Genomic DNA, 22821 nt, shown 5'->3' with positions numbered 1-22821 from the left:
CTTTACCAGATGGGCAGGCTGTACTGCACCACAAAGCGAGTCTGGTTCTCATCGCGAAAGGCCGCACCTGCCGGGAAGTCATTGCGATAGATCGATTTGCGGGCCAGCAGGCTGACATTTTTCAGCGGTCCGCTTTGCACCACATAACCCAGCTCCATCTGAAACTCGCGCTCCTTGCGGTCATCGGCATTGAAAGCGGCCAGCTCGATGTTGTCACCGCGCACATAGCGCAGCCGGCTGCGCAGGCCGACGATGCCCACTGCCGTGAAGTCGTAATCATAAATGGCCTGCCAGGTGCGCTCCTTGGCATTGAGGAAGTCCGAACTCATGGTCATCTCGCTCAACCCCATCAGTTCGGTGCCGGACACGTAAGGCGTCGCCGTATCGCCACTGGAATGCATATAGCCGAGGCTGACGCTATGCCCACCGAGTCTATAGCCCAACAGCGCCGAGAGGTTCTGGTTGTCCACCTCGCCAGCCTTTGCGCTGCCCGTATCACGGCTGAAAAAGCTGCGTAGATCCGTGGTCCATACGCCGTCACCCACCGGCAGTTTATGCAGCATGGCAAGCGTATCCTGGGTGTAGAGGTCGTCCACTTCGGCGTGATAAGCGCGCACGCTGAGCTCCTTGCTGATCTGGTAGTCACCCCCGGCATAGCCCATGTGGGATGAGGTTGCCGCACCATTGAAGCGCCGATTCGGTGAGGCGATGCTGATCGCCTGATAGTTGCTGGAGTCGCGCTTGTTGAGGCGATCGATGTAGCCCGCGTTCAGGGTCAGCCCATCGACTTCCTTTGAGGTGATGGTCGTACCGCGAAAGGTCTGGGGCAGCAACCGCGACGGGCTGGCAAACGCAAAAGGCAGGAAAATCGACACATCGCCGGTCTTGACCGTGGTTTCACGGAACTTGAGCTTGCCCGTCAACGCCAGCCTTGAATATTCGTCAGCGGCTCGCCCGCTGCTGGCGGAAACCGGCAGCAATTCGGTGCCGCTGCGATCCGGCGCAGAGTCCAGCTTGACGCCCACCAGGCCCCGCGTATCGAGACCGAAACCTACTGGTCCGTTGGTAAAACCCGACTCCACATTCATGATGAAGCCCTGCGCCCACTCTCGCGTAGCGGTCTTCGCGCCCTCATCCTTGTAATCACGATCCATGTAATAGTTGCGCAAGGTCAGCGTGCCGTGGCTGTCTTCCAGAAAGCCCTCGGCTAGCAATGGCTCGGGAAACACGCTGATACCCAACAGGCCGAGTGCAATGCCTCGACAGGTAGCAGACGAATTGACGGCGGATACAGCCCCTCTGTTGAGCTTCGGCATGATTGATGTCCAGTTATTGTTGTTGTTTTTGGATTCGGTCCCGCATGACGCTGGCCCGAGGGCAGAGAATTGAGAGAATCGGCGTCGCCGTCAATGCAGAGTGATCGATAATCGAACATTAATAAAATTAACTATTTAAACGGGCCTGGCAGATAGGCCCCTTAACTCAATGCTTTTAAAGCGTTAAATCCTGAATCCCACGAATAAAAAGCTCAGCTTCATTTTTTAGTTATTTTTGTTACCTTGATGAGCACCTGTACCGACGCTGTGATCAGCGCTCACTTACAGACTTCGCCACCCGACAAAAACAACAATGAGGCTTGCCATGAACCGTTCGCTGCGTCGCTCGACGCTGACTATCGTCTTGTGTTTTATCGTCGCGCTTATCGAAGGATTCGACCTGCAGGCTGCCGGTACAGCAGCGGCAGGCCTGCGCGAGACCTTCGCACTTGATCCAAAAATGATGGGCTGGGTATTCAGCGCCGGCATCATCGGCCTTCTGCCTGGGGCTTTTTTCGGCGGCTGGATCGCTGATCGCATTGGTCGCAAGAATATCCTTGTCAGTGCAGTGCTGCTGTTTGGGGTCTTTTCGCTGAGCACTGCCTACATCGAAACCTATTCAGGCCTGTTGCTGGTGCGCTTCATGACCGGTCTGGGGCTGGGTGCTGCTCTGCCCAACCTGATTGCGCTGTGCGCAGAGGCCGTGAGCGAACGCCATCGCGGGGTTGCCATCAGCGTCATGTACTCGGGCGTTCCGTTGGGCGGCGCACTGGCCGCGGTGGTGGCGATGTTCACCAGCGAACACTGGCAGACTACCTTTATCATTGGTGGCCTGGCGCCTCTGCTGGTGGTTCCGCTGATGATTCTGTTGTTGCCTGAATCCAGCGTTTTCAAAGAGCAGACATCGGCGGTTCGACACTCAGCCGTCAACGCGCTGTTTGGCGAAGGCCGTGGCCGCACGACAGTGGCGCTATGGGTTGGCTATTTCTTCACCCTGACCGTCATGTACATGCTGCTCAACTGGCTGCCTTCGCTGCTCATCGGCCAGGGTTTCAGCAAGCCGCAGGCGGGCATGGTGCAAATGCTGTTCAACATCGGCGGAGCGCTGGGTTCATTGCTGGGTGGCGTGCTGCTGGACCGTTGCAACGGCATCAAGGTGGTGCTGTTTGTCTATGCAGGCCTGCTGGCTGCGCTGGCAGGTGTCGGGCTGTCGGTCGGCATAGTGCCGATGGCGGTCGCCGGTTTTGCTGCCGGCGTGTTTGTCATCGCTGCGCAATTGGTGCTGTATGCCCTGGCACCGCCCGCCTACCCCACCTCGGTACGCGCCACCGGAGTCGGCGCTGCGGTGGCCATCGGTCGCCTGGGCTCGGTCGCCGGACCATTGGCTGCCGGACAACTGCTGGCGGCTGGAGCCGGAACTACTGGAGTGCTGCTGGCAACGTCGCCAGGCCTGGTGATTGCGGCACTGGCGGCGATCACGGTGTTGTCACGATCACTGCCAGTCGAAAAGCGCGCGTTCAAAACGGCTGGCTGATCGCGGCCGGATCTCGTACCGGTGCTCCGCACTCAGCGTTATACACAGTGAGCTTGCTCGCGAAGAGGCCGGTACCGCCGCCAGACGCAGGGAGTTCCTACCTGGGTCTTCGCGAATGAGCAAAGCGTCGCCCGGTTCGCTCCTACGGCCTTGGGCCAGAATACTTGTGTATCACGCTGAGTGCTGCGCATCGGCACGAGAGTCCTGTGTGACGGCTACAACTTGTGCAGGAAATTCAGCACCAGTTTGTTGCCTTCGGTACGGTTTTCCGCGCCCTGTTCAAAGTAGCTGTTGACCGACAGCACGTTCTCTTTGTTGAACGCATACAAAAACCCCGGCCCGATGGCCCAGACTTTTTCCTTGCGGCCGCTGACGTCGTGCCCGTCCACCTGGGTATCGGTGAATTGCTTGAGCCAGTAACCGTTCAAACCCAGTGACAGTTGCTCGTTCACGGCATATTGCAGGGTCAGGTTGGCATGCAGTGCCTGACCCGCCTGGGTGTCGGAGACATTACCAAAACCTGCCTGGGGGTCGTCGTTCTTGCCGTTCCACAAGTACATGAAACGCCCGCTGGCCGACCATTTTGACGAAAACCAGTACGTCGCAGCGTAGTAAGGGTTGAAGGACCAGAAGTTACTGCCAGGATTGATTGAGCGATTACGGTTGTAGGCGCCCACCGGAACGGAGATATCCGCTTCGATGCGCTGAGTCAGCAACGGGCTGCCGTCAGCGCGAGTCAGGGTCGGCAGTTGCAGAAACGGCCCGATGACCACATCGCCAAAACCAGCTCGCGAGCTCAGCACCGTGTTGTCCAACCCATCGTCCACATCGACATGGGCCAGTGAAGTGTTGATCGCGGTAATCCCCGGCATCGCGCCATTGGCCAGCGGCTGGCCGACATAGATAATCTGCGTCGTCATTGCCAGAGCATCGACGTCCTGTTTGGGAAGTTGCAGCTTATTGCCGTTGACGTCGTTGAAACGGTCGGCCCTGGAAGCGCTGAGGTACTCCTCCAGATACCAGCCTGGCCCCGCCGGGGCTGGCGATCCGTCGTAGAAGCTGGTGTTGCCCAGGTTCAGGCCAGGCAAGTCATAGGCAAAAGCAGTCGATGACAACGCAACCAGTGAAGTGGTCGCAACGGTACGCAAGATAGACTTCTGCATCTTGTGATTCCTGTACTTATTGTTGTTATTTTCAAGCGCCCCGACGTCGCGACCGCGCCGTCAGGGGGGCAGCCTGCCAGGCCTTTACACGTAAGACGCTGCCAGCCCTCCGTCCACTGGCAGGTTGACGCCGTTGATCCAGCGCGACGCGTCAGAACAGAGAAATGCGATCACCGCAGCCACTTCATCGGCCAGCGCCGGGCGCTTCATGTGCAGGCTGTCGCGAGCTACCCGTGCTTCACCGATCATGCTCACAAAATCGCCCAGAATAGGCGTGAACACTGGCCCCGGTGCGACGCAGTTGACCCTGACGGATTTCTCGCGAAACCATGCCTGAGACTGCTGAAAGCTCCAGACAATCAATGCTTCCTTGAAATACTGGTAACAACTGTCCTGCGCGACCGGATTGGCCGCCAGCCACTGCTGCCCTTCGCTGTAGCTTTCAGTGGTCGCCAGCGCCTTGTGCAGCTCCAGACGCTCGGCCCACTGCGAGCCCAGTATCGACGAGACATTGACGATGCTGCCGCCCGGCGAGATGCGCGGCAGCAGACACTGGGTCAGATGCCGCAAGCCGAGGTAGTTGATCTCGGCCACAGCCTTGACCGGTGCGGTGCCGGGCACGCCGGCAATGTTGCACAGCCCGTCGATCTGCCGTGGCAGCTGCTCGACCAGCGCATTGATGCTGTCCGGGTCGCCCAGGTCTGCCTGAAAAAAGCCGTCCACGGTGAGTTGTGGCTCATGGCGGTCGATGCCAATAACCCTGGCGCCCTGGAAGCGGGCCAGTCGTGCCACCTCCGCGCCAATGCCGGATGACACCCCAGTGATGATCAGTGTTTTGCTGTTCAGGTTCATAATCACGCGCTCTTATTGTTGTTGTGAATCACGTCTTGTTTGAAACACATCCTGTCTAAAACAGAAACTGCCGCGAAGCTCAGAAAGGATAGGTCGGAGCTTTTTGCTTGACCGTTACCCACTGCCATTGACTGTACTCATCCCAGTCCGAAGGGCTGCCTGCGCTACCACCGTTGCCCGAGGCACCCCGGCCGCCGAACGAGTTGACGCATTCATCCGCCACGGTCTGATCATTGATGTGCAGCATGCCGCACCGGAGCCGGTCGCCAATCGCCGTCGCACGTCCCACATCGGGAGAAATGACAGCAGCCGCCAGCCCGTATTCCGAACGATTGGCCAGTTCGATGGCCTCCTCATCGTTGGCGAAACTCGCCACCACGGCCACCGGCCCGAATATTTCCTCTTCGAACGCACGCATGCCGGGCTTCACGTTGCTGAGCACGGTCGGCCGGTAGAACAGACCGTCGTATTCGCCACCGGTTTCCAGTTGAGCTCCCGCGTGCAGGCTGTCGCTGACCACCTGATGAACGTGCTGCACTTGGCGCTGATTGATCAGGGGGCCCAGCGCAGCTTCACCACGCGCCGCATTACCCACTGTCAGCGCCCGGGCCTTGTCCGCCAGCTTGCGGGTCAGGCTGGCAGCGATCGACTCGTGAACCAGAATCAACCCGGTGGCCATGCAGATCTGCCCCTGATGCAGCCAGGCGCCGAACGCGGCATTGCTGGCGGCCAAGTCCAGGTCGGCGTCTTCGAGGATAATCAGCGGATTCTTGCCGCCCAGTTCCAGCGAGACCTTTTTCAGATTGCGCCCGGCCACTTCGGCGACTTTACGTCCTGCGGCAGTCGATCCAGTGAAGGTGATCATCCGCACGTTGGTATCGCGACACAGCGCCTCACCTGCGTCCGCCCCACCCGGCAGAACGTGCAGCAAGCCCTTGGGCAGGCCCGCCTCCTCGAACAGCCGGGCGATCAGGAACCCGCCACTGACCGGGGTCTGCGGGTCAGGCTTGAGGACCACGGCATTGCCCGCGGCCAGCGCCGGGGCTACAGAGCGCAGGGACAGTACCAGCGGAAAATTGAACGGTGAGATGACCCCCACGACGCCATGCGCAACTCGACGCGCATACGACAGACGACCTGCTGCACCGGGCAGCATCAAGCCGTGGCCATGCGCCTGTGAAAGCATGCCCGCCGCCTGACGCAGCAGTACGATGCATTCGTTCACTTCATGCTGCCCCTTGTGCAGGCTGCCTCCCGTTTCGCGGGCCACGTACAGTGACAACTCATCGTACGCACACACCGCATGATCAGCCGCGAGAAGAAATATTTCGGCTTTTTCGCGCGGCCCCATGGCAGCCCATGCTGGCTGGGCAAGCGCGGCTTCACGGCAGGCAACCGCAATATCGGCTGCGTCTGCCATGGCAGTGTTCATCAGTAATTCGCCGGTTGCCGGTTCGATGACCGGCACGCTTGGCGCGGAAGAAGGAATCCAGCCGCCATTGAAGACGCATTCGGCTTCAATCGCGCAGTGCAAAAGAGGGGTGGCATCAGACGCTGACATGTTCAGACTCCGGCTTTTATGGTTGTAATCGCCTGCACTCCATTCAACTGGACAGCACGCGCCGTAATTCTTCCAGAGCAAAGCCTGTGCCGGGATTGCCACGACGTTGTCATATTAGCGCTGAGCCGCTCTGGCAAAGGGCCTTGCGACCATTAAACGTTTTTTAAAAACTAAAAAGATAACCAGACCGGCTCCCCGAACTTGCTCATTTGATCAGCTCGTGATTAATAACCTGCAAGCCACATGATCATTTGAATACTATCGCCGGTCCGAGGTCAGACCATGAACACTCCTCACTGCCAACTTCCCGATCACAGCGTCGCCACTGAGCACTTCTCGCCGCGCGGCGACAGCACACAGCCGGGCGCCAGCGCTTCACCGACCGCCGAAGAGCTGACCGGCTGCCTGTTTTTCTCGCCCGAGGACGGCCGCATCTGGCTCAACGATCAGCGCATGCTGCTGCTCCACAGTTCGTCTTTCGGCAACCTGCGCCGCGAGATCATCGAACGTCTTGGCCGGGAGCAGGCACGCGGAATGTTCACCCGCGCGGGTTACCTGTCCGGTGCACGGGATGCACGACTGATTCGTGAGCGCTGGCCACTGGCCGATGCCACCTCGGCGTTTCGCGCCGGGACGCACTTGCACACCCTTGAAGGCATGACCAAGGTCGAGCCACTGCATTTCAAGTTCGACGCAGAGTCCGGTTTCTACGAAGGGGAGTTTCTCTGGCATCACTCCTGTGAGGCAGACGAGCATGTAGCGGCCTACGGCATCGCGCAGGACCCGGTGTGCTGGACCGAAATCGGTTATGCCATCGGCTTCGTCAGCGGCCTGTTCGGGCAGATGGTAATTTTTCGGGAGGTCGAATGCCGTGGCATGGGTCACGCGACCTGCCGGGTGGTCGGCAAGACCGCAGAGCAATGGGGCGATGTGGAGAGCGACCTGAGTTACCTTAATGTCGCGAACGCGGTCAGGCATGCGCTGCCTGGACTGCTGGCAAGCGCACCTGATGAAGCAGGCTCCGCCATCGAGACGGATCAGACACTGATTGGTGCCAGCGCCGCATTCACAGCGGCCACCCAGGCCCTTCAGCGCGTGGCGATGACACCGGCAACGGTGCTGATCAGCGGCGAGTCCGGCGTCGGCAAGGAAATGTTCGCTCGCCAGCTGCATCAGCTCAGTCGTCAGCAAAAAGGGCCTTTTATCGCGCTGAACTGCGCGGCCATTCCGGACAACCTGATCGAAGCGGAGCTGTTCGGTGTCGAGCGCGGCGCCTACACCGGCGCCACCCACTCAAGGCCCGGACGCTTCGAGCGCGCCAATGGCGGCACGCTGTTCCTGGATGAAATCACCTCCCTGAGTCTGGCCGGACAAAGCAAGCTCCTGCGCGCCCTGCAGGAACGCGAGATCGAACGCGTCGGCGGTGGGCATGGCATCAAAATCAATGTCCGGGTGGTGGCAGCGACCAACGTTGACCTGCGCAAGGCCGTGGCCAGCGGCGATTTTCGTGAAGACCTGTTCTACCGGCTGAATGTCTACCCGATCGCCCTGCCCCCGTTGCGCGAGCGTCGTGATGACATTCCATTGCTGATCAGTGCATTTCTCAAACGGTTTTGCCAGGAATACGGCAGAACCCCGGCCGGCTTGACCATGCGCGCCTTGAAAACACTGGTGCGTTATGACTTCGCCGGTAACGTGCGAGAACTGCAGAATTTGATCGAGCGCGGCTTGATCGCCAGCGACGAAGGTCAGGCTATTGATCTGGTGCATATTTTTCGCAATGAATCGCTGCCAGTGGACTCGTACTCGCTGAATCACGCTGGCGCACTTTCGCAGACATCCGAGGCAGGCACAGCGGCTGACACAGGGGTTGATACGGCAACGACCGACGAGGGATTACTGGATACGCTGCATGAGCCGGAAAACCCATTCTCCATTGACGATCTGGAAAGACGATTGATCGATGAAGCCTTGCAAAAAAGCGAGGGCAACCTGGCGGCTGCCTCTCGCTTGCTGGGGCTGAGTCGCGCCCAGTTTGCCTATCGCCTGAAAAAGCACCGGTTCAAGACAGCCTGAACGACAACAGGCAGTGCGCAGCCAGAACGGCTGCGCAAAGCTGCTTAGATCGGCAAAGTACTGACCACGCGCAGCGCGAGACCTTCGTAGGCATCAAGGGTGATGGTGAACTCACCCTGCTCGGTCAGATCCCCCTCAACACGCTCATTGATGATGTCCACCACCGGGCCGGGCGCTATGCCAGGCAGGTTAAGGGTCTCGACAATGGTTTCGGCACTGAAGTTGAGCGCCGTGATCTGCGTGCCCTTGCCAGCCGGCAATTCATGGACCATGACCAGCAGGCCAGGATGCTCGACGTCCGGAATCAGAATCTGACGGCTCGCGGCAATGTCATAGGCACGCCGCACGGCGAGAATCTTCTTCAGTTGCGAGGCGAACGAATCAGGCCGTTTCAGCTGGCTGACGAGGCTGCCATACAGCGACTTCGGACGCGGCATGTTGCCCGCCGAGAACTCGGCTTCCGGATCCAGATCGACCAGGTCGTACGCACCACGGTGGACCCAGCGGGTATCGCCGTCCTGCATCAGGTGTTCGACCTGCTCGGCAGGCAGCGTCAAGGCGCCCACCATATCCCAGCCAGACAGGGCAAACACGCCCGGCTGCATGGCGTTGTACATGACCAGCAACAAATGGATGTGCTGAATCTGCTGGATATCTGCGTCGGTGATGTCGTTCAGGTCGCGAATGCCCAGCGCGGCGGTGATGATGCTGGCTGTGGTGCAGGACACCCCGTTGGTGACGAACTTGAGGTTGTACGGCGCGTGTTCGCCCGACAGCTTCTCGTACATCTCTTCCCGAATGTGCTCGCGCAAGATGTTGCCCGGGAATGTCTGCCCCTGGTAGTGAAACGTGTCGTGGGCGTGCAGTGTCCAGAAATGCACCAGCTCCAGCGTCAACTCGTCATGGTTCTGCAAGGCGTGGATCAGCGAAGCCGGATCAATGCCATACGCATGAACCTGACGCAGCATCAAGCGCAGGAATTCGGTGGTGCCGGTCAGCAGCGCGTGCTGATAGGCCGGGCGAGTGATGAAGTCGTAGGACAGGTCAGCGCCGCCATTGCCCATCGAGGCGATGTCGTCGATGGTCAGGTTCAGCTCCTGGAAGCTGAAACCGCCCGCCTTGCGAATCGCGCCAGCCAACAGCTGGTTGCCGGTGATAGACAACGGATGGCTCTCCGACCAGGCAGTGCCTTCGGCGCGGCGTTCGACACCGAGGAAGCCATTGGCATCCAGACGCAACACGCGAGCACCCATGACGTCGATCGCGTGCAGCGCATCACCGATGATCATCTGCTGTGCGGCGAAACTCGGGTCCAGCCAGTTCAGCGAAGGCTGGCCGTCCTTGAAGTAATGCAGGTAGACCCAGCGCCGCGCTTTGCCGTCGACGCCCTGCACCACATCCGTGGCGCTCCAGTCGGTTTCCTTGACGCCCGGCTCGAAGAAGATCACCCGTTGCAACTGACCAACGATGTAATGCTTGTCGCGCAACTGATCGACCACATCGGGCATCAGGTTGACCGCGTCACGGCCTGCCGGAACGTCGGGCAGCAGTTGCCAGTCCTCCTCGCGGATTTCGACCATGTGGAACAGGCCGGGGTAATCTTCGTAAGCCAGTTCGGCGAGCCGGAAGTCAGCGCCCTTGCCGGTGTGCGACGGGATGATGTCATCGATGATCACCGCGTTGTGCGCGGCCGCGATGCGCGTCAGGCCCAACAATTGCGCTTCGGTGCCCAGATCCGGATCGATGCCGAAGCTGATACGGTCGAAGTTGCCGTCGATACTCGGCGTGCGAGTGCGGCCCTGCAGCCCGCCGGAGAGCTTGAGCGGCCCGTTGTGGATACCTTGAATGCCTATTTCCGACAGCGCATGCCACAAGGTTTCGTCACCCAGCGCTTCCAGCACCGAGCCACCCTCTCGGGTGACGATCGACGCCGGGTAGGCGGTGAACCAGACCGAAGCGATAGCGGAAGCATCTCGCGGACGGGCCAGGGCGAACGGACGCTGCCAGAGCCTGCCCTGCCCCGAATAGGTCTTGGCGCGCTGCCTGGCGGCGTTAAGCATCGATTGCTCGACCAGCCATTCCACGTACTGCTTGTCCGGTATCGTCATAGCGTTCAGTCTTCCTCTTGAATCGGCGACCTGAAACGCTCCGCAGACGGAGCGTTCTGAATGTTTTACCTATGGGTATGAGCTCTTTGAACCGAAAACGTTGCATCAGTGTCTGGCAGCGACTGCTATCAGTAGCGCTGAACAGGTAGGCAGGGCGGTTTCTTCAGCGCTTGAATCACCGCATTGGCAGCATTGGAAAGCAGCGAAGTCGGGCGCGCCACAATGCTGATCTGACGCGTGACCGGCAATGGCAGCGCGATCTGCTGGACGTCGCCAGCATGAGCGCTCAACAGCGCACTGGGCAGAATCGAAATGCAATGCCGTTTGGCAACCAGATCCAGCAGGGTTTCCAGACAACTGAGTTCGCCACGATGAACAAGCCGCACCTGTGCTGCAGCCAGTTGCTGGTGCAGGCGCTCGATGCCCGGATGCCGCCAGGCCACGTAACGCGCATTCTGCACCCGCTCGACAAAGCTGCGCTGTGCAGCCTGTTCGTTGCGTGCAGCGACCAGCACGTAATGATCCGACCACTGATGATGTTCCAGATAATGTTCGCCCACGACGGTCGCCGGAAGAATCACGATATCGGCGATGTCCTTCCTTAACGCGTCGAGTGACGGATTCTGCTCGCTGCTGTGCAGCACATTCAGATGGATATCAGGATAGTGATGGGCCAGAAAATCCAGTGATGCAGGCAGGCTGGTCTCGCGAATATGCGTGTGGTAGTGAACGGTTACACTGCCACTGACCCCATTTTTTTTAGTTGTTCAAGCGTTGCCAAAACGTTGCCGAGCGTCTGGGTGATGACCTTTCCCTCAGGGGTCAAGGTGCAGCCAGTGCGGCTACGGATGAACAGCCGCTTTTCAAAAAAGTCTTCGACCTCCTTGATCGCATAACTGATGTTCGACTGGCTGCACCCCAGAATGGCCGCAGCCTCGGAAAAAGAACCGTGCTGCGCGACGGTTTGAACGACTTTGAAGAAGTGGGTTTTCATGTGTCCTGCACTCTGGTTTTGCAAAGATTGGGGGCGGCCTGCCGCTGGACGGGAAAGTGATCGGGGAATGTGATCGGGAATGCAGGAATCCCTGGCTGATCAGCCAGACTGCCGGCTTCACGGCAGCCGGCAGATACGCGTCAGACTGGGGTGGTGCATAGGCAGGTCTTCCCGAAACGGGCTTCGCTATGCACGTTTCGGGCGCATGCCGTCATCCGTGATATCCAGGGCAAGACGAATGTCTTCGAGCCGCTGTTAACATCGACCCCGATGCTTTCCCTGACCACCGGGGAAGTCGCAGCGGGGAACGCAAATGAATCAGTCGTTTTCGGTCCAGTCAAAATCCATTTGCAGCGCTGTGCGCTCGGCCAGAGCACGACTGTGCATGCGCTCGACCAAGTGCAGGCTCATGTCGATACCGGCGGAAATACCGGCCGATGTCACGAATGAGCCCTCGTCTACCCAGCGCAGCGTGCTGAGCACGTCCACCGAGGGGAACATTTCCTTGAGGTCGTCGATGTCTTCCCAGTGCGTAGTGACCTGCTTGCCGGCCAGCTTGCCGGTCTTGGCCAGCATGAAGGCTCCGGTGCAGACCGCCGCGACCACACGCCCCGGTACTGACTGTTCGCTGATCCAGCGGATTACGTCGTCTTTTTCGAGCTCTGCATTGACCACCCCGCCCGGCACGATCAGGCAGTCGATGGGCGGGTGATCACTGATCGAAAAATCCGGGTCGACTTTCAGGCCGGCACGCGCACGCACCGGCGTAGTGCTGCGACCAATGGTGAACACGTTGAACAGCGCCCGGTCATCACGGCTGGTGCGCGCGTGCATGCGGGTTGCGGTAGTGAATACTTCGTAGGGGCCAGCGAAGTCGAGGACTTCGACGTCGTCGTAGACGTAGATACCGATATTGAGTGGCACGAGTTGGCTCCAGGGTCTGCTTGCCAGACCGCTTGCATGTTAATGTTTCACCTGGATCGCAGGTTACGCAGTAGCATCGAGTCAAACTACTGGCTGAAATGCCAATATCCGGTAACATCGCGCCATGAAAAATCATCTCGTTGTCGCCCTGATCTATAACCAGCTTTGCACCTTCGAATTTGGCTGCACGGTTGAGGTATTTGCCCTCAAACGACCCGAACTCGGGGTCAGTTGGTATGAGTTTGCGACCTACCCGGTCGACGACGGGCCGATCACTGCGGCGGGCGGTATTACCATCGTGCCAACGCCAGGCGAAGTGCTGCTGGAAAGTGCCGACACCATCATCGTGCCGGGCTGGCGCGGTGTTGAATCAGCGGTTCCACAGTGCTTGATCGAACAGCTCCAGGCTGCGCACGCAAGAGGCGCGAGGATCTGCTCGATATGCACCGGCGCTTTTGTGCTGGCGGCGGCCGGTCTGCTTGACGGGCACAAGGTCACCACCCACTGGCGTTACACCGATCTGCTGGCCAGCATGTATCCGGGCCTGACCATCCAGCCCAACGAGTTGTATGTGGATCAAGGCACGATTGTCACCGCTGCCGGCTCGGCTGCCGGGCTGGACATGATGCTGCACCTGGTGCGCAACGATCACGGGGCGCGTGTTGCCAACATGGTGGCGCAGCGTATGGTGATTCCGCCGCATCGCGAAGGCGGACAGTCGCAGTACGCCTCCCGGCAACTGGTAACCGCCAGCGACGGGCCGATTTCCAATTTGATGGACTGGGTTCGCAGCGACCTGAAGCGACCGCATACCATCAAGGACATGGCTTCGCGGGCAGCAATCAGTACCCGCACCCTGCACCGCAGCTTCATGGAAAGCACCGGTCTGACACCCATCGACTGGCTGCTTGGCGAGCGCGTGGCCTACGCCAAGGAGCTGCTTGAATCCTCGAAACTGCGCCTCAACGAAGTGGTAGACCGGGCGGGTTTCGGTTCCGAAGAATCCTTCCGCCGCCACTTCCGCAATCTGGTGGGGATCAGCCCGAGCAGCTACCGCAAGCAGTTCGCGCGGGTATGAGATACAGCGCGTCGACCATCGCCTCGGCAAACTCGCCCCACGCACCCGCTACGGCGGTGTTGGTCATGGCGACGAAGCTGATGGCCGACACCGGATCAACCCAATAATGGCTGCCGTACAGGCCGCACCATGACCAGGTGCCCGCCCCCTGCCGATGCCTGGCGGCCGGCGGATCGGTCAGAATCATCGGCCCCAGGCCGAATTTCCAGCCCGGCCCACGGTTCTCAACCGTCGTCTGGCCCATCGCGTTGCCCAACAGTTGCCCGGTACTGACTGGACTCAGTAACGGCGCACCGCCCAGACGCAAACATTCCAGCACGCGAAGATAGTCATCCGCCGTGCCCAACATGCCAGCCCCGCCCGACTCATAGGCCGTCGAGTCAAACGCACGGACCGAGGACAACCGTGCCCATCCGCTGTCGAGCATCACTACCTCGTTGTCGCCGATAAGCTGCGGCCAGCAAGCGCCGTCCTTATACGCAGCGGCCAGCAGTTGACCCGGCTCGTGGCGGAATGAGGTCCTGCTCATGCTTAAAGGCTCAGTGACCCATCGAGCGACGGCGTGCGCCAAGGGCATGCCGCTGGCCTGTTCGATCACCGCGCCCAGCACGTCGGTGGCCAGCGAATAACCCCACGCGCTGCCGGGCTCGAACAGCAATGGCAAGCGCGCCAGTCGCGCGAGGTTTTCGTGCAGGTCAAACGCGACACAATCCAGCCCGTCCGAGACGCCAGCCTGTTGATAGGCATTGCCGGACGGTTGCTCGAAACCGTAGCTCAGGCCGGAAGTGTGCGACAGCAAATGCCGCAGGGTAATCACCGGCTCACGGCCATCGGCCAACCGTGGTCGAAAGGCTGGCAGCCAGTCAGTCAGCGCAGCGTCAAGGCCCAGAACTCCCAGCTCGCACAGGCGCATCACAGTGATGGACGTCAGCAGCTTGGTCAGTGACGCCAGACGAAAGCGCGTGTTGCGGCAGACCGGAATCTGCCGCTCCCGATCAGCCAAGCCGCTGGCGCAGGCGTAATGCAGCTCACCGCCCTGAGCCAGCAGCACAACACCTCCGACGATCCGCCCCTGATCAATGAAGCGCTGCCAGACCTGCGCCAGGCGCTGCGCGGCGCTTTCATCCAGTTGCTGCATGCCTCAGTCCCCATGAACCGCACGGCTGAAAATCTGCGCGTAGTCTGCCGCCGAATGACGAATCGGATTGGTGTGCGAACAACCATCGGCAAATGCCATCTTCCCGACCCGCTCCGCATCACGATCATCAATACCGATGGCAGCCAGCGTATGCGGAATGCCGATCTGCTCGCGCAGGTTCAGCACCCACGCCATCACGCCGTTGAAGCCCGGCTCGGGCAAACGCAAGTAAACCGCCAGATCCTCCATTTGGGTCAGCAGCGCCGAACGGTTGGCTTGCAGCACATAAGGCAGCAGGATCGCATTCAACAAACCATGGTGCTGGTCATACAGCGCGCCCAGACTTTGAGCAATCGCATGGACGCCGCCCAGGCCACGCTGAAACGCGGCGGCGCCCAGACTTGAGGCCACCAGCATCTGCTGACGCGCCTCCAGATCCTGCCCGTCGGCCACTACGCGGGGCAGATACTGCTTGATCATCTGCATGCCCTTGACCGACACCGCTTCGGCCATCGGGTGCCAGACCTGCGAGCACCAGGCCTCCATGCAGTGGGTCAACGCGTCGGCACCGGTTGCGGCAGTCAAATGCATCGGCAGGTCCAGAGTCAGCGTGGCGTCCAGAATCGCAATGCGCGGCATCATGCGGATGTGCAGGATCGTGCGTTTGACCTGTGCCAGCTCATCGGTGATCACCGAAGCCCTGCCCACTTCAGAGCCGGTCCCGGCGGTGGTAGGCAAGGCGATGACCGGCGCTATGCCTTGCGGGTCGGCGCGCAGGTGATTCTGGCCGATGTCCTCGAAATCCCAGAGCGGGCGGGTCTGGCCGGACATCAGCGCCACGGCCTTGGCGGCGTCCAGCGCCGAGCCGCCGCCAAACGCGATGACGCCGTCATAGCCACCGGCACGATAAGCCTCCAGCCCTTCGGCAACATTGCTGCCGGTCGGGTTGCCCTTGACCCGGTCGAACAGCCCGCAGTGGCCCAATTGGCTACGGCAGTCCTCCACGGCGGAGGCAATCATGGCAGTACCGCCGAGAAAGTGGTCGGTGATCAATAACGGTCGCTTGATGCCTGTCACCCGACAGGCGTCGACCAGTTCTGTGACGCGCCCTGCGCCGGCCCGGATTGAAGTCGGATAGTGCCAATTGTTGCTGTGCATTGAGGTATTCCCTTGAAAATCGAGTCAGTCAGCGCTTCAGTGAAAGAGACCAGCGGGCAGCAGACCGATCAGCAGACGCAGGCCGAACGCGATCATGAAAAGCCCGGTGACAATGTCGATGGCTTTTTTCATGCGCTGATAGCGAACCTGCACGGCAGGAATCGAAAACAGCGTGGCCAGCAACACGAACCACGAAATGGCCAGCACCGCGATGATCGATACCCCTGCCGTGCGCACCCACATCGGCATGCCCGGCGTGGTGACAGTGGTGAAGACGCTGGTGTAAAACGCCAGCGCCTTGGGGTTGGTCAGGTTGGTGAACAGGCCGAAGCGATAGGCGCGCCCCAGGCTGCCGATGCCCAGCGCGCCGATATCCCGCGGCTTGGGCTGGCTGCCCGCACTGCGCAGGCTTTTGCTGCCGAGCCAGGTCAGGTAAGCACCGCCGAGCAATTGCAGGGCCGGTTGCAGCCAAGGCAACTGCTGAAAGATCAGCCCCAGCCCGGTGGCGGCCAGCAATGCCCAGAGAATGCTCCCCGAGGCAACGCCCAGCCCGGCGCAGATTCCCTGCTGCCGGGACTGGCTGAATGACAGCTGGGTGATGACCAGAAAATTCGGCCCGGGGCTGATGATCAGCACAATGAACGCGCCAGCCAGCGCCGTCAGTAATGTCAGTTCGTACATGGGTAATTCCTTTTTTATGAGTGAGTTAAAGCACTTCTTTAAATGAGTGTGTGAAGTCTTCTGATACGTGAGCTGCGAGCATTTCCAGGCACGACTCGACTGCCCGCCGCGCCTCAATCAGCGCGTGGCAGGTGGGGTCTGGCGTAGGCACGTAATGGTTGTAAAACGTGCAGCCTTCGATGGCCGGGCCCAGTATCCAGAGCCTTGGCTGCGGCGAACCGTGACGATCAAGCGCACGGCCAGCTTGATCAGTTTCGATACCGTCAGCGGGCCAGGCATGTGCGGCGCGGATCAACCCTTGCTTCAGCAAATCGCCAATCACGCCCTGTGCATTACGCGACAGCCCGCTATGAGCAACCCGCGCCGCAATAACGCTGTCGGCAGGCATCCTTGACTGCGGTGCAGCGTCCACCGGCGGCAATACCGTCACCACGCCCGCCGTGATCAGCGCGAGCAGGTCTTCATGGCGCTCCTTTTGTGGCCCGCCGACCAGACGGTTCGACAGCCCGGCCCACGTGCCATAAAAGTCCAGGGTCGATGCCTCGGTCAGCCCGTTGCGTTCGGCGACCAGACGCAGCACATCGCGGTAATCGCGCCAGACTTCCAGGGCCAGCCGGATCGGACTCTGTGCCGTGCCCAGCCGACTCAACGCCAGATCGCGCTTGATCCAATCGACGAACCAGGCGGCATAAGCCTCTGCTGACCCAGACCAGCGCTCGGTTACCAGCCACTCGTCCGGGTCGAAATCACCCCACTGCTCGGCCAGCCGGGCAAACAGCGCGGGCCTCGACGCCGTTTCACGCAGCAGTTGCTGGACTGACTGCACATGCCGGGGCGCAGCAAGACGCGCCTTGGCCTGATAGAACACCGCGCGCATTTCATCCTTGATAAGCGGCAGCACGTCGCACCGGAAGTCCAATTGTCCGGCAGGCCTTTGCTGACGTAGCCCGTTGATGGCCTCTGCAGTGAAGAACAGCCTTGGCAGCGCCGCCTCGCTGGAGGGAGGGCCTTGCGGGCGGGCGTGAAACGGCAGCCCCGAACGCGAATACAGAAACACCCTGGGCTCGCGTCCAGACGGCAGGTATCGCCAGCCTGCAAAACCACCATCGCCTACGTATCGCCCACCACGCCCCTGGGTAAGGCTGGCAAGCGTATCCATGGCGGTCAGCCCGAGACCTTCAATGGCAACCGTTTCGCCGATCACCTGTTGCTTTACGGTTTCTGCGGCGTGCCCGCTGGTCAGGAATACGGCGTCAACGGACATCTGGCGCTGCTGGCTGCGTAGCCTGAAACCGTTCCCGTCGGGCAGCAAGCGGCAGGCGGTCACCTGCTCGGCGTAATGGCGCACCCGCACGTGTGCCGGGCACTGTTGCAGCAGAAAGCGGTAGCTGTCCTGCAAGTAGCACCCCAGTAAGCGACGTGGCACGAAATCCCCGAACCCGACGGGCCTGCCCTGCCCGTCGACGCTGACGTGGCCGCGCTCATCAAGACGAACGTCACGCGCGCTGCACCACTGCAAAAAGGTCCAGCCTGCTGGCTCACAGGCAGGAAATGCCGAGGAAAACGCTGACAGTTGGCCCGCCATGGTATTCAGCATCAGGTAATCCGGCTGCTGCGCATGATGCAATCCACTGCCCGGCGGCTGCGGATCGAACACTTCGATATGCAGGGGCTGCTGATCGGCGTGACGGCTCATGCCGATCAGTTGCTCCAGAATGCTCAGCCCTCGTGAACCCATGCCGATAATCGCAACGGTATGCGTGTGCATGGCCATCACCAGCGACTCGATTCATGGAAGAATCGCGGCACAGGCAGTGCACTGCCCTCGGCCAGCGCTTGCTTATACAGCCGCTGCCCCACTGCAAGGTCCAGTACGCCGAGGCCAAACGGCGAGAAAATCGAGGGCCGATCCGGCGCCAGTTCTACCTGCCCGGTCATCAGTTGCGCCAGCGTGCCGGTGATGAACGAGCGGTCGCGGTACTGCTGAACGGCCAGATCAGGGGAAGTCTGCGCCTTGAGGCAGTGCTCGACGTCATCCAGGATGTTGTTGGCCTGAGCAACGACCTCAGGCCCGAGATCACGCAGGGAAATATTCAGCAGCAATTGCCCCGGCCGGAAGATCGGCTCCAGTACATAAGGGCTGGGCGCAGTGGTGGCGAACACCACCACGTCGGCTTGCAGGCAGTCGTGTAAATCAGCCGCTTCGCAGCGCAGTTGATGGCAACCGGCAGCATGTTTGATCAGAGCCAGCATCGAATCTTCGTGCTGATCGAAGACGCTGACCGCGTCCATGCTCCAGCCGTCGCTGACGAACATATCGAGGATGGTCCGGGCAATGAACCCGGCCCCCACGAAGGCCATGCGCCCGACATGACGCTGTTGCCGATTCATCCAGCGCGCACCCAGTACGGCAGACGCTGCGGTGCGCATGGCGCTGATTCGCGAGGCTTCCAGGCAAGCGAAGGCATAGCCGGTGAGAGGATCATTGAGAATCAGCACCGCAGACGCACGTTGCAGACCACTCTCGACATTGCCCGGAAAACTGGAGATCCACTTGATGCCACTGACTGGCTGATCCCCCGTCAGGCTGGCCGGCAGCGCAATAATGCGATTGGCCGGTGCTTCGGGAAAGCGCAGGAAATAGCTGTCAGGGTTGATCGTGCGACCGGCTTCGTGGTCCAGATAAGCCGTCTGCACGTCGTCGATACAGGCCAGAGGATCAGCGGCCAGCAGGCGTGCAACGACTTCCCCGTCGACCACATGGAACGGCGCACGCTTCAACCGCTCGGCAGACAGCCAAACGGTCCATGACGAGAAATCCTGTGGCAACGAGCCTGCTCGCGAAGGCGTCGCACCTGAACCACCGCTTTCGCGAGCAAGCTCGCTGCCACAAGGGGCTGCGGGTGGCACTGAGAGGTCTGCCAGGGTCATGCTCAGCACGTCGCGACCGAAACGCTGCTCGACCCAGTGATCGTCATACAGCGTATCGAGATAGCGCTCTCCCCAATCCGGCGATAACGCCACCACCACCGCCCCCGGCTCGATACGCTCGCGCCAGGCATGCACGGCTGCAATCACTGTCGCGGTCGAGCCGCCGACCAGCATGCCTTTGCTGCGCGCCAGAATTCGGCACATGGCAACGGTGTGTGCTTCCGGGACCATTTCCAGCGCATGAATGCCGTCTGAGTCAAAGATCGGCGGACGCTGGCTGGTGCCCAGCCCTGGTATGAAACGGCGACTTGCCGGTGTGCCAAAGGTCACCGAACCGACGCTGTCCACGGCAATGATCCTGGTGGTCGGATGATGGCGCTGAAAATGCTGAATGCAGCCCATCAGCGTGCCGGTAGTGCCTGCCCCCACAAACAGGTAATCCACATGACCGAAATGCCGACTGATCGAACTCGCCGTGGTCCGCGCATGGGCTCGCGGATTGGCAGCGTTTTCATACTGATTAAGCCAGACGTAACGCGCATCACTGGCCACCTTGTGGCGAATCAGCTGAATACGCGTGCCCAGAAAACCGCCATTGGCATCCGGGGTTTCCACCTGAATGACCTCGGCCCCATAACTGCGCATCATGCGGATGTTGTGGCTGGAACTGTTGGGATCGACCACGCAGGTAAACGGAATGCCACGCTCGGCGCAGATCATCGCCAGCGCCACGCCGAGATTGCCTGACGACGACTCGATCAGAATCGTCTCGGGCCCCAGCAGACCGCGCGCCTGCACGTCATTGATCAAGCCGACAGCCGTCTTGAGCTTGATGGAGCCCGCCGGGTTGAGCGACTCCATTTTCAGGAAAAAGTCGTGCCCCAGGCCGGTGACTTTCAAAAAGGCCTGATCGTGAACGATTTCGCAGAGGCTTTGGTATTCGGAAGCTGTGTGCATAAGAGTCATGTCCACTGTGCCAGCAAGGGTGCATCGGCTGCCGGTTCGACGGCCTGGCCAAGGGCATTGGCAATACGTTCGGCACGCAGCGCCATCAGCGAGAACGACTGACTGTCACTGATCCCGTGGCTGCGCTCGGAGAGGCCATTGACCCAGATATTCACGTCGCACTCGCCCTCGGTTGCGACGCAGTAATCACGATCGATCAGCAAGCCGCCGTCCATCCCGGTTTTCAGCCACGGCTGCAACCCACTCAGCAGCGGCGGCAAAAGGTATTGCTGGTAGCCAGTGCCGAGTACCAGCGCATCGACTTCGAGTACCTGAGTACGTTGACTGAAGGTGTCGGTGAGCACGATCCGGTAGCCGTCGGCGGTTTGCTCGATGCCGCTAATCACGCTGTAGGCATAGGTTTGCAAGCGCTTACGACCGGCGATGGCGTCCTCGTAGATCAGCGAAAACAGCTTCTGGCTTTCATCCGGGTCGATACCGGCGTAGTTGGTCGAACGGCTCCAGTCCAGGAAGCGTTGGCGTGCCGCAGCGTCCAGGCAGTGGAAGTAATCGACATGATCCGGGGCGAACACTCGGTTGGGGAACTGGCCCAGTTGCGTCAGTTTGAATCCGGCAGAGCGATGCACCGAATGCACTTCAATGTCGGAGCGACGGCTGACCAGCTCCAGCACCGACTCGCTGGCGCTTTGCCCCGAACCGAGTACCAGCCAGCGCTGTGGCAGTTGCTCGCCCAACGCTTGCAGGCGGGTCAGAAACTGCGAGGTATGAAACAGCCGCGGGCCAAGCAAGGCCCGAAACGGCTCAGGGATATGCGGCGCGCTACCGCTGGACAGCACCAGATTGCGGGTAGTGAAGCTGGCGTCCGGCGTACGAACCCGTACTTCATACAAGCGGCCGTTGCGGATCACCGGATCAATGTCCGAGACCGGTGCGTTGAATCGCGTCTGGCTGTCTACCTGCCTGGACACCCAGGCCAGGTAATCCGACCATTCATGACGACTGGCCGGACGGCCAAGCAAGCCGAAATCGAACATCCGCCCTTTATCCTTGAGGTACATGGCGAAGGAGAAACGGCTGCGCGGATTGCGTGGCGTCACCAGATCACGAAAGACATGGTGATTGATGTCTGTTCCAGCCAGCAGCAGCTCGCGGTGCCATTGGCTGTCGGGAGCGGCTTCCAGATAACGCAGGGAGAGTCTGGCCAGCGGGTCATTCGCTTCCCGTGCGTCCTCGAACGCACAGGCCAGCGCGATCCCGGCGGGGCCGAACCCGATACAGATGGCGTCCGAATGAAAAGAATGTGGTGTCGAGTTGCCCATGTGGTTCCGGTCCTTAGAAGTGTTTTGAAACGTTGAGTGGTCAGTCGGTAGCGGCGCCCAGCCCGGCAGGCCCGAGCTTCCAGAGGCAGGTCGACGCCGTTCGGCATTCGCCCTGATCGAAACTGACCGTGCCCATCGGCGTGCTGAAAAGCGGTGCGCTGAGGGTGTTGTGATGCAGCGCGTTCAGCAGTGCCTGTCCGCGCTCGGTGCTACCGGCCAGAACGGCCAGTACGTGGAGCATCAGCAGGCTTTCGCGGAAGTAGGTGTGCGGTTCGGCGGCAAACAGCGCCCGGTGCCATGCACTTGCCGGGCAGCGGTGACTGTCAGGCGTGCCGAAACCGATGACGAAGGTGTTGCGGTCATGTGCTGGGGCACAGCCCAGATGCGGCGACGCAGCGTCGTCGGTCAGCACCAGTGGCCGAACGCTGCCGGCCTGCCGGCGTGCCTGCCAGTGCTCGCGACTGGCTTTGAGGCGTCCGGCAAATACCTCCACATCAGCGCTGTCCCGGTCGCTGACTCGCCTTAAGCCTGCGGCGCCAAGTGCCTCGCCAATCGCTACAGCCAGTGCCTGACCGTGTGCGCTGCCATCAGCATCAACCTGCACAGACGCCCACTGTCGAGCCACCAGCCAGCGCACCAGGTCAGCTGCCAGTTGCCGGTCCGAGGGGCAGAAACGAAAGACATTGCGATGTTCCTGGGTCAACCTGTCGATGGTTGCCGCCGGAGTCAGCAGCGCAATACCGGCCTGCTCATAGCGCGGCGCAGCACTGACTGCCGCGTCGGATGAAAAGTGACCGATCACCAGATCGGCCTGCCAGTCGATCATGCGCTGCGCCACGTCAGCGCCACGCACAGCGTCGGCACCATCGTCGAGAAAGTGCCATTGCACCTGTGCCAGGTTCGGTATGAAATTACGCGCCACCGCCAGCGCGCGCATGAAGGTCCGCGCATGCGGCGTAGCGTCAGGGTCGAACAGCGCGCTGACGCCGACGCGTAGCCTGGTTGTTACGGGCATGAACGGC

The 22821-nt window shown here is 60.6% G+C and carries 18 protein-coding genes; 3 read left to right on the top strand and 15 right to left on the bottom strand.

The genetic code is table 11. The features are described from left to right. Window positions 1-2 precede the first annotated feature (2 nt). Window positions 3-1316, bottom strand: a complete 1314-nt coding sequence (locus N018_RS13265; RefSeq protein ID WP_025389921.1) for an OprD family porin — start codon at window positions 1314-1316, stop codon at window positions 3-5. Window positions 1317-1641: 325 nt separating this feature from the next. Here N018_RS13265 and mhpT point away from each other — a divergent pair, with 325 nt between their 5' ends. Continuing rightward, window positions 1642-2850, top strand: a complete 1209-nt coding sequence (mhpT, locus tag N018_RS13260; protein WP_025389920.1) for a 3-(3-hydroxy-phenyl)propionate transporter MhpT — start codon at window positions 1642-1644, stop codon at window positions 2848-2850. Window positions 2851-3065: 215 nt separating this feature from the next. Here the strand turns inward: mhpT and N018_RS13255 are convergent, their stop codons facing one another. The 3 genes from N018_RS13255 to N018_RS13245 all read right to left on the bottom strand — a co-directional run bounded on the left by N018_RS13255 (window position 3066) and on the right by N018_RS13245 (window position 6426). Further along, on the bottom strand, window positions 3066-4013 hold the full coding sequence (locus tag N018_RS13255; protein WP_024643399.1) for a SphA family protein: 948 nt from the start codon (window positions 4011-4013) through the stop codon (window positions 3066-3068). A gap of 84 nt (window positions 4014-4097) precedes the next feature. Next, window positions 4098-4865: a coniferyl-alcohol dehydrogenase gene (locus tag N018_RS13250; RefSeq protein WP_024643398.1), complete on the bottom strand. Its 768-nt coding sequence runs from the start codon at window positions 4863-4865 to the stop codon at window positions 4098-4100. Window positions 4866-4944: 79 nt separating this feature from the next. After that, window positions 4945-6426 (bottom strand): benzaldehyde dehydrogenase, encoded by a 1482-nt coding sequence (locus tag N018_RS13245; RefSeq protein ID WP_024643397.1) that lies wholly within the window; start codon window positions 6424-6426, stop codon window positions 4945-4947. 282 nt (window positions 6427-6708) lie between these two features. Here N018_RS13245 and N018_RS13240 point away from each other — a divergent pair, with 282 nt between their 5' ends. Then, window positions 6709-8502, top strand: a complete 1794-nt coding sequence (locus tag N018_RS13240) for a sigma-54-dependent Fis family transcriptional regulator (RefSeq protein ID WP_024643396.1) — start codon at window positions 6709-6711, stop codon at window positions 8500-8502. 44 nt (window positions 8503-8546) lie between these two features. Here the strand turns inward: N018_RS13240 and treS are convergent, their stop codons facing one another. From treS to N018_RS13220, 4 genes are all read right to left on the bottom strand, one after another. Then, on the bottom strand, window positions 8547-10610 hold the full coding sequence (gene treS, locus N018_RS13235) for a maltose alpha-D-glucosyltransferase (protein WP_025389919.1): 2064 nt from the start codon (window positions 10608-10610) through the stop codon (window positions 8547-8549). A gap of 128 nt (window positions 10611-10738) precedes the next feature. Continuing rightward, window positions 10739-11308 (bottom strand): LysR family transcriptional regulator substrate-binding protein, encoded by a 570-nt coding sequence (locus N018_RS13230; protein ID WP_229631504.1) that lies wholly within the window; start codon window positions 11306-11308, stop codon window positions 10739-10741. 35 nt (window positions 11309-11343) lie between these two features. Further along, window positions 11344-11604 carry a LysR family transcriptional regulator gene (locus tag N018_RS13225; protein WP_024643393.1) on the bottom strand — a complete coding sequence of 87 codons (261 nt, stop codon included), beginning with the start codon at window positions 11602-11604 and terminating at the stop codon, window positions 11344-11346. Window positions 11605-11922: 318 nt separating this feature from the next. Further along, window positions 11923-12528 carry a DJ-1/PfpI family protein gene (locus tag N018_RS13220; RefSeq protein WP_025389917.1) on the bottom strand — a complete coding sequence of 202 codons (606 nt, stop codon included), beginning with the start codon at window positions 12526-12528 and terminating at the stop codon, window positions 11923-11925. Between the two features lie 124 nt (window positions 12529-12652). Here N018_RS13220 and ftrA point away from each other — a divergent pair, with 124 nt between their 5' ends. After that, a complete protein-coding gene (ftrA, locus tag N018_RS13215; protein ID WP_025389916.1) occupies window positions 12653-13606 on the top strand; it encodes a transcriptional regulator FtrA in 954 nt (317 codons plus the stop codon). Here the strand turns inward: ftrA and N018_RS13210 are convergent. The 7 genes from N018_RS13210 to N018_RS13175 are packed head-to-tail and all read right to left on the bottom strand — an operon-like array spanning window position 13566 to window position 22814. Next, the gene (locus N018_RS13210) at window positions 13566-14744 is read right to left on the bottom strand and encodes a serine hydrolase domain-containing protein (RefSeq protein WP_025389915.1); all 1179 of its coding nucleotides are present in this window, start codon (window positions 14742-14744) and stop codon (window positions 13566-13568) included. The two genes, ftrA and N018_RS13210, sit on opposite strands and share 41 nt — an antisense overlap. 3 nt (window positions 14745-14747) lie before the next feature. After that, window positions 14748-15902: an iron-containing alcohol dehydrogenase gene (locus tag N018_RS13205; RefSeq protein WP_025389914.1), complete on the bottom strand. Its 1155-nt coding sequence runs from the start codon at window positions 15900-15902 to the stop codon at window positions 14748-14750. Window positions 15903-15938: 36 nt separating this feature from the next. Then, the gene (locus N018_RS13200; protein ID WP_024643388.1) at window positions 15939-16583 is read right to left on the bottom strand and encodes a LysE family transporter; all 645 of its coding nucleotides are present in this window, start codon (window positions 16581-16583) and stop codon (window positions 15939-15941) included. A gap of 25 nt (window positions 16584-16608) precedes the next feature. Further along, entirely contained in the window at window positions 16609-18357 is a 1749-nt protein-coding gene (locus N018_RS13195) for an FAD/NAD(P)-binding protein (RefSeq protein WP_025389913.1), read from the bottom strand. Next, window positions 18357-20471 (bottom strand): 2,3-diaminopropionate biosynthesis protein SbnB, encoded by a 2115-nt coding sequence (sbnB, locus tag N018_RS26515; protein ID WP_195757177.1) that lies wholly within the window; start codon window positions 20469-20471, stop codon window positions 18357-18359. Before sbnB ends, N018_RS13195 begins: the two co-directional genes overlap by 1 nt. Before the next feature lie 5 nt (window positions 20472-20476). Next, window positions 20477-21799, bottom strand: coding sequence for a lysine N(6)-hydroxylase/L-ornithine N(5)-oxygenase family protein (locus N018_RS13180; protein ID WP_025389911.1), 1323 nt, complete (start codon window positions 21797-21799; stop codon window positions 20477-20479). A 40-nt stretch (window positions 21800-21839) separates the two neighbouring features. Continuing rightward, window positions 21840-22814, bottom strand: a complete 975-nt coding sequence (locus N018_RS13175; RefSeq protein ID WP_025389910.1) for an ABC transporter substrate-binding protein — start codon at window positions 22812-22814, stop codon at window positions 21840-21842. Window positions 22815-22821 lie beyond the last annotated feature (7 nt).

It is taken from the genome of Pseudomonas syringae CC1557 (assembly GCF_000452705.1).
GTDB lineage: Bacteria > Pseudomonadota > Gammaproteobacteria > Pseudomonadales > Pseudomonadaceae > Aquipseudomonas > Aquipseudomonas syringae_F.
The sequence above is the reverse complement of the archived record's forward strand: the minus strand, read 5'-3'. Positions and strand labels throughout refer to the sequence as shown.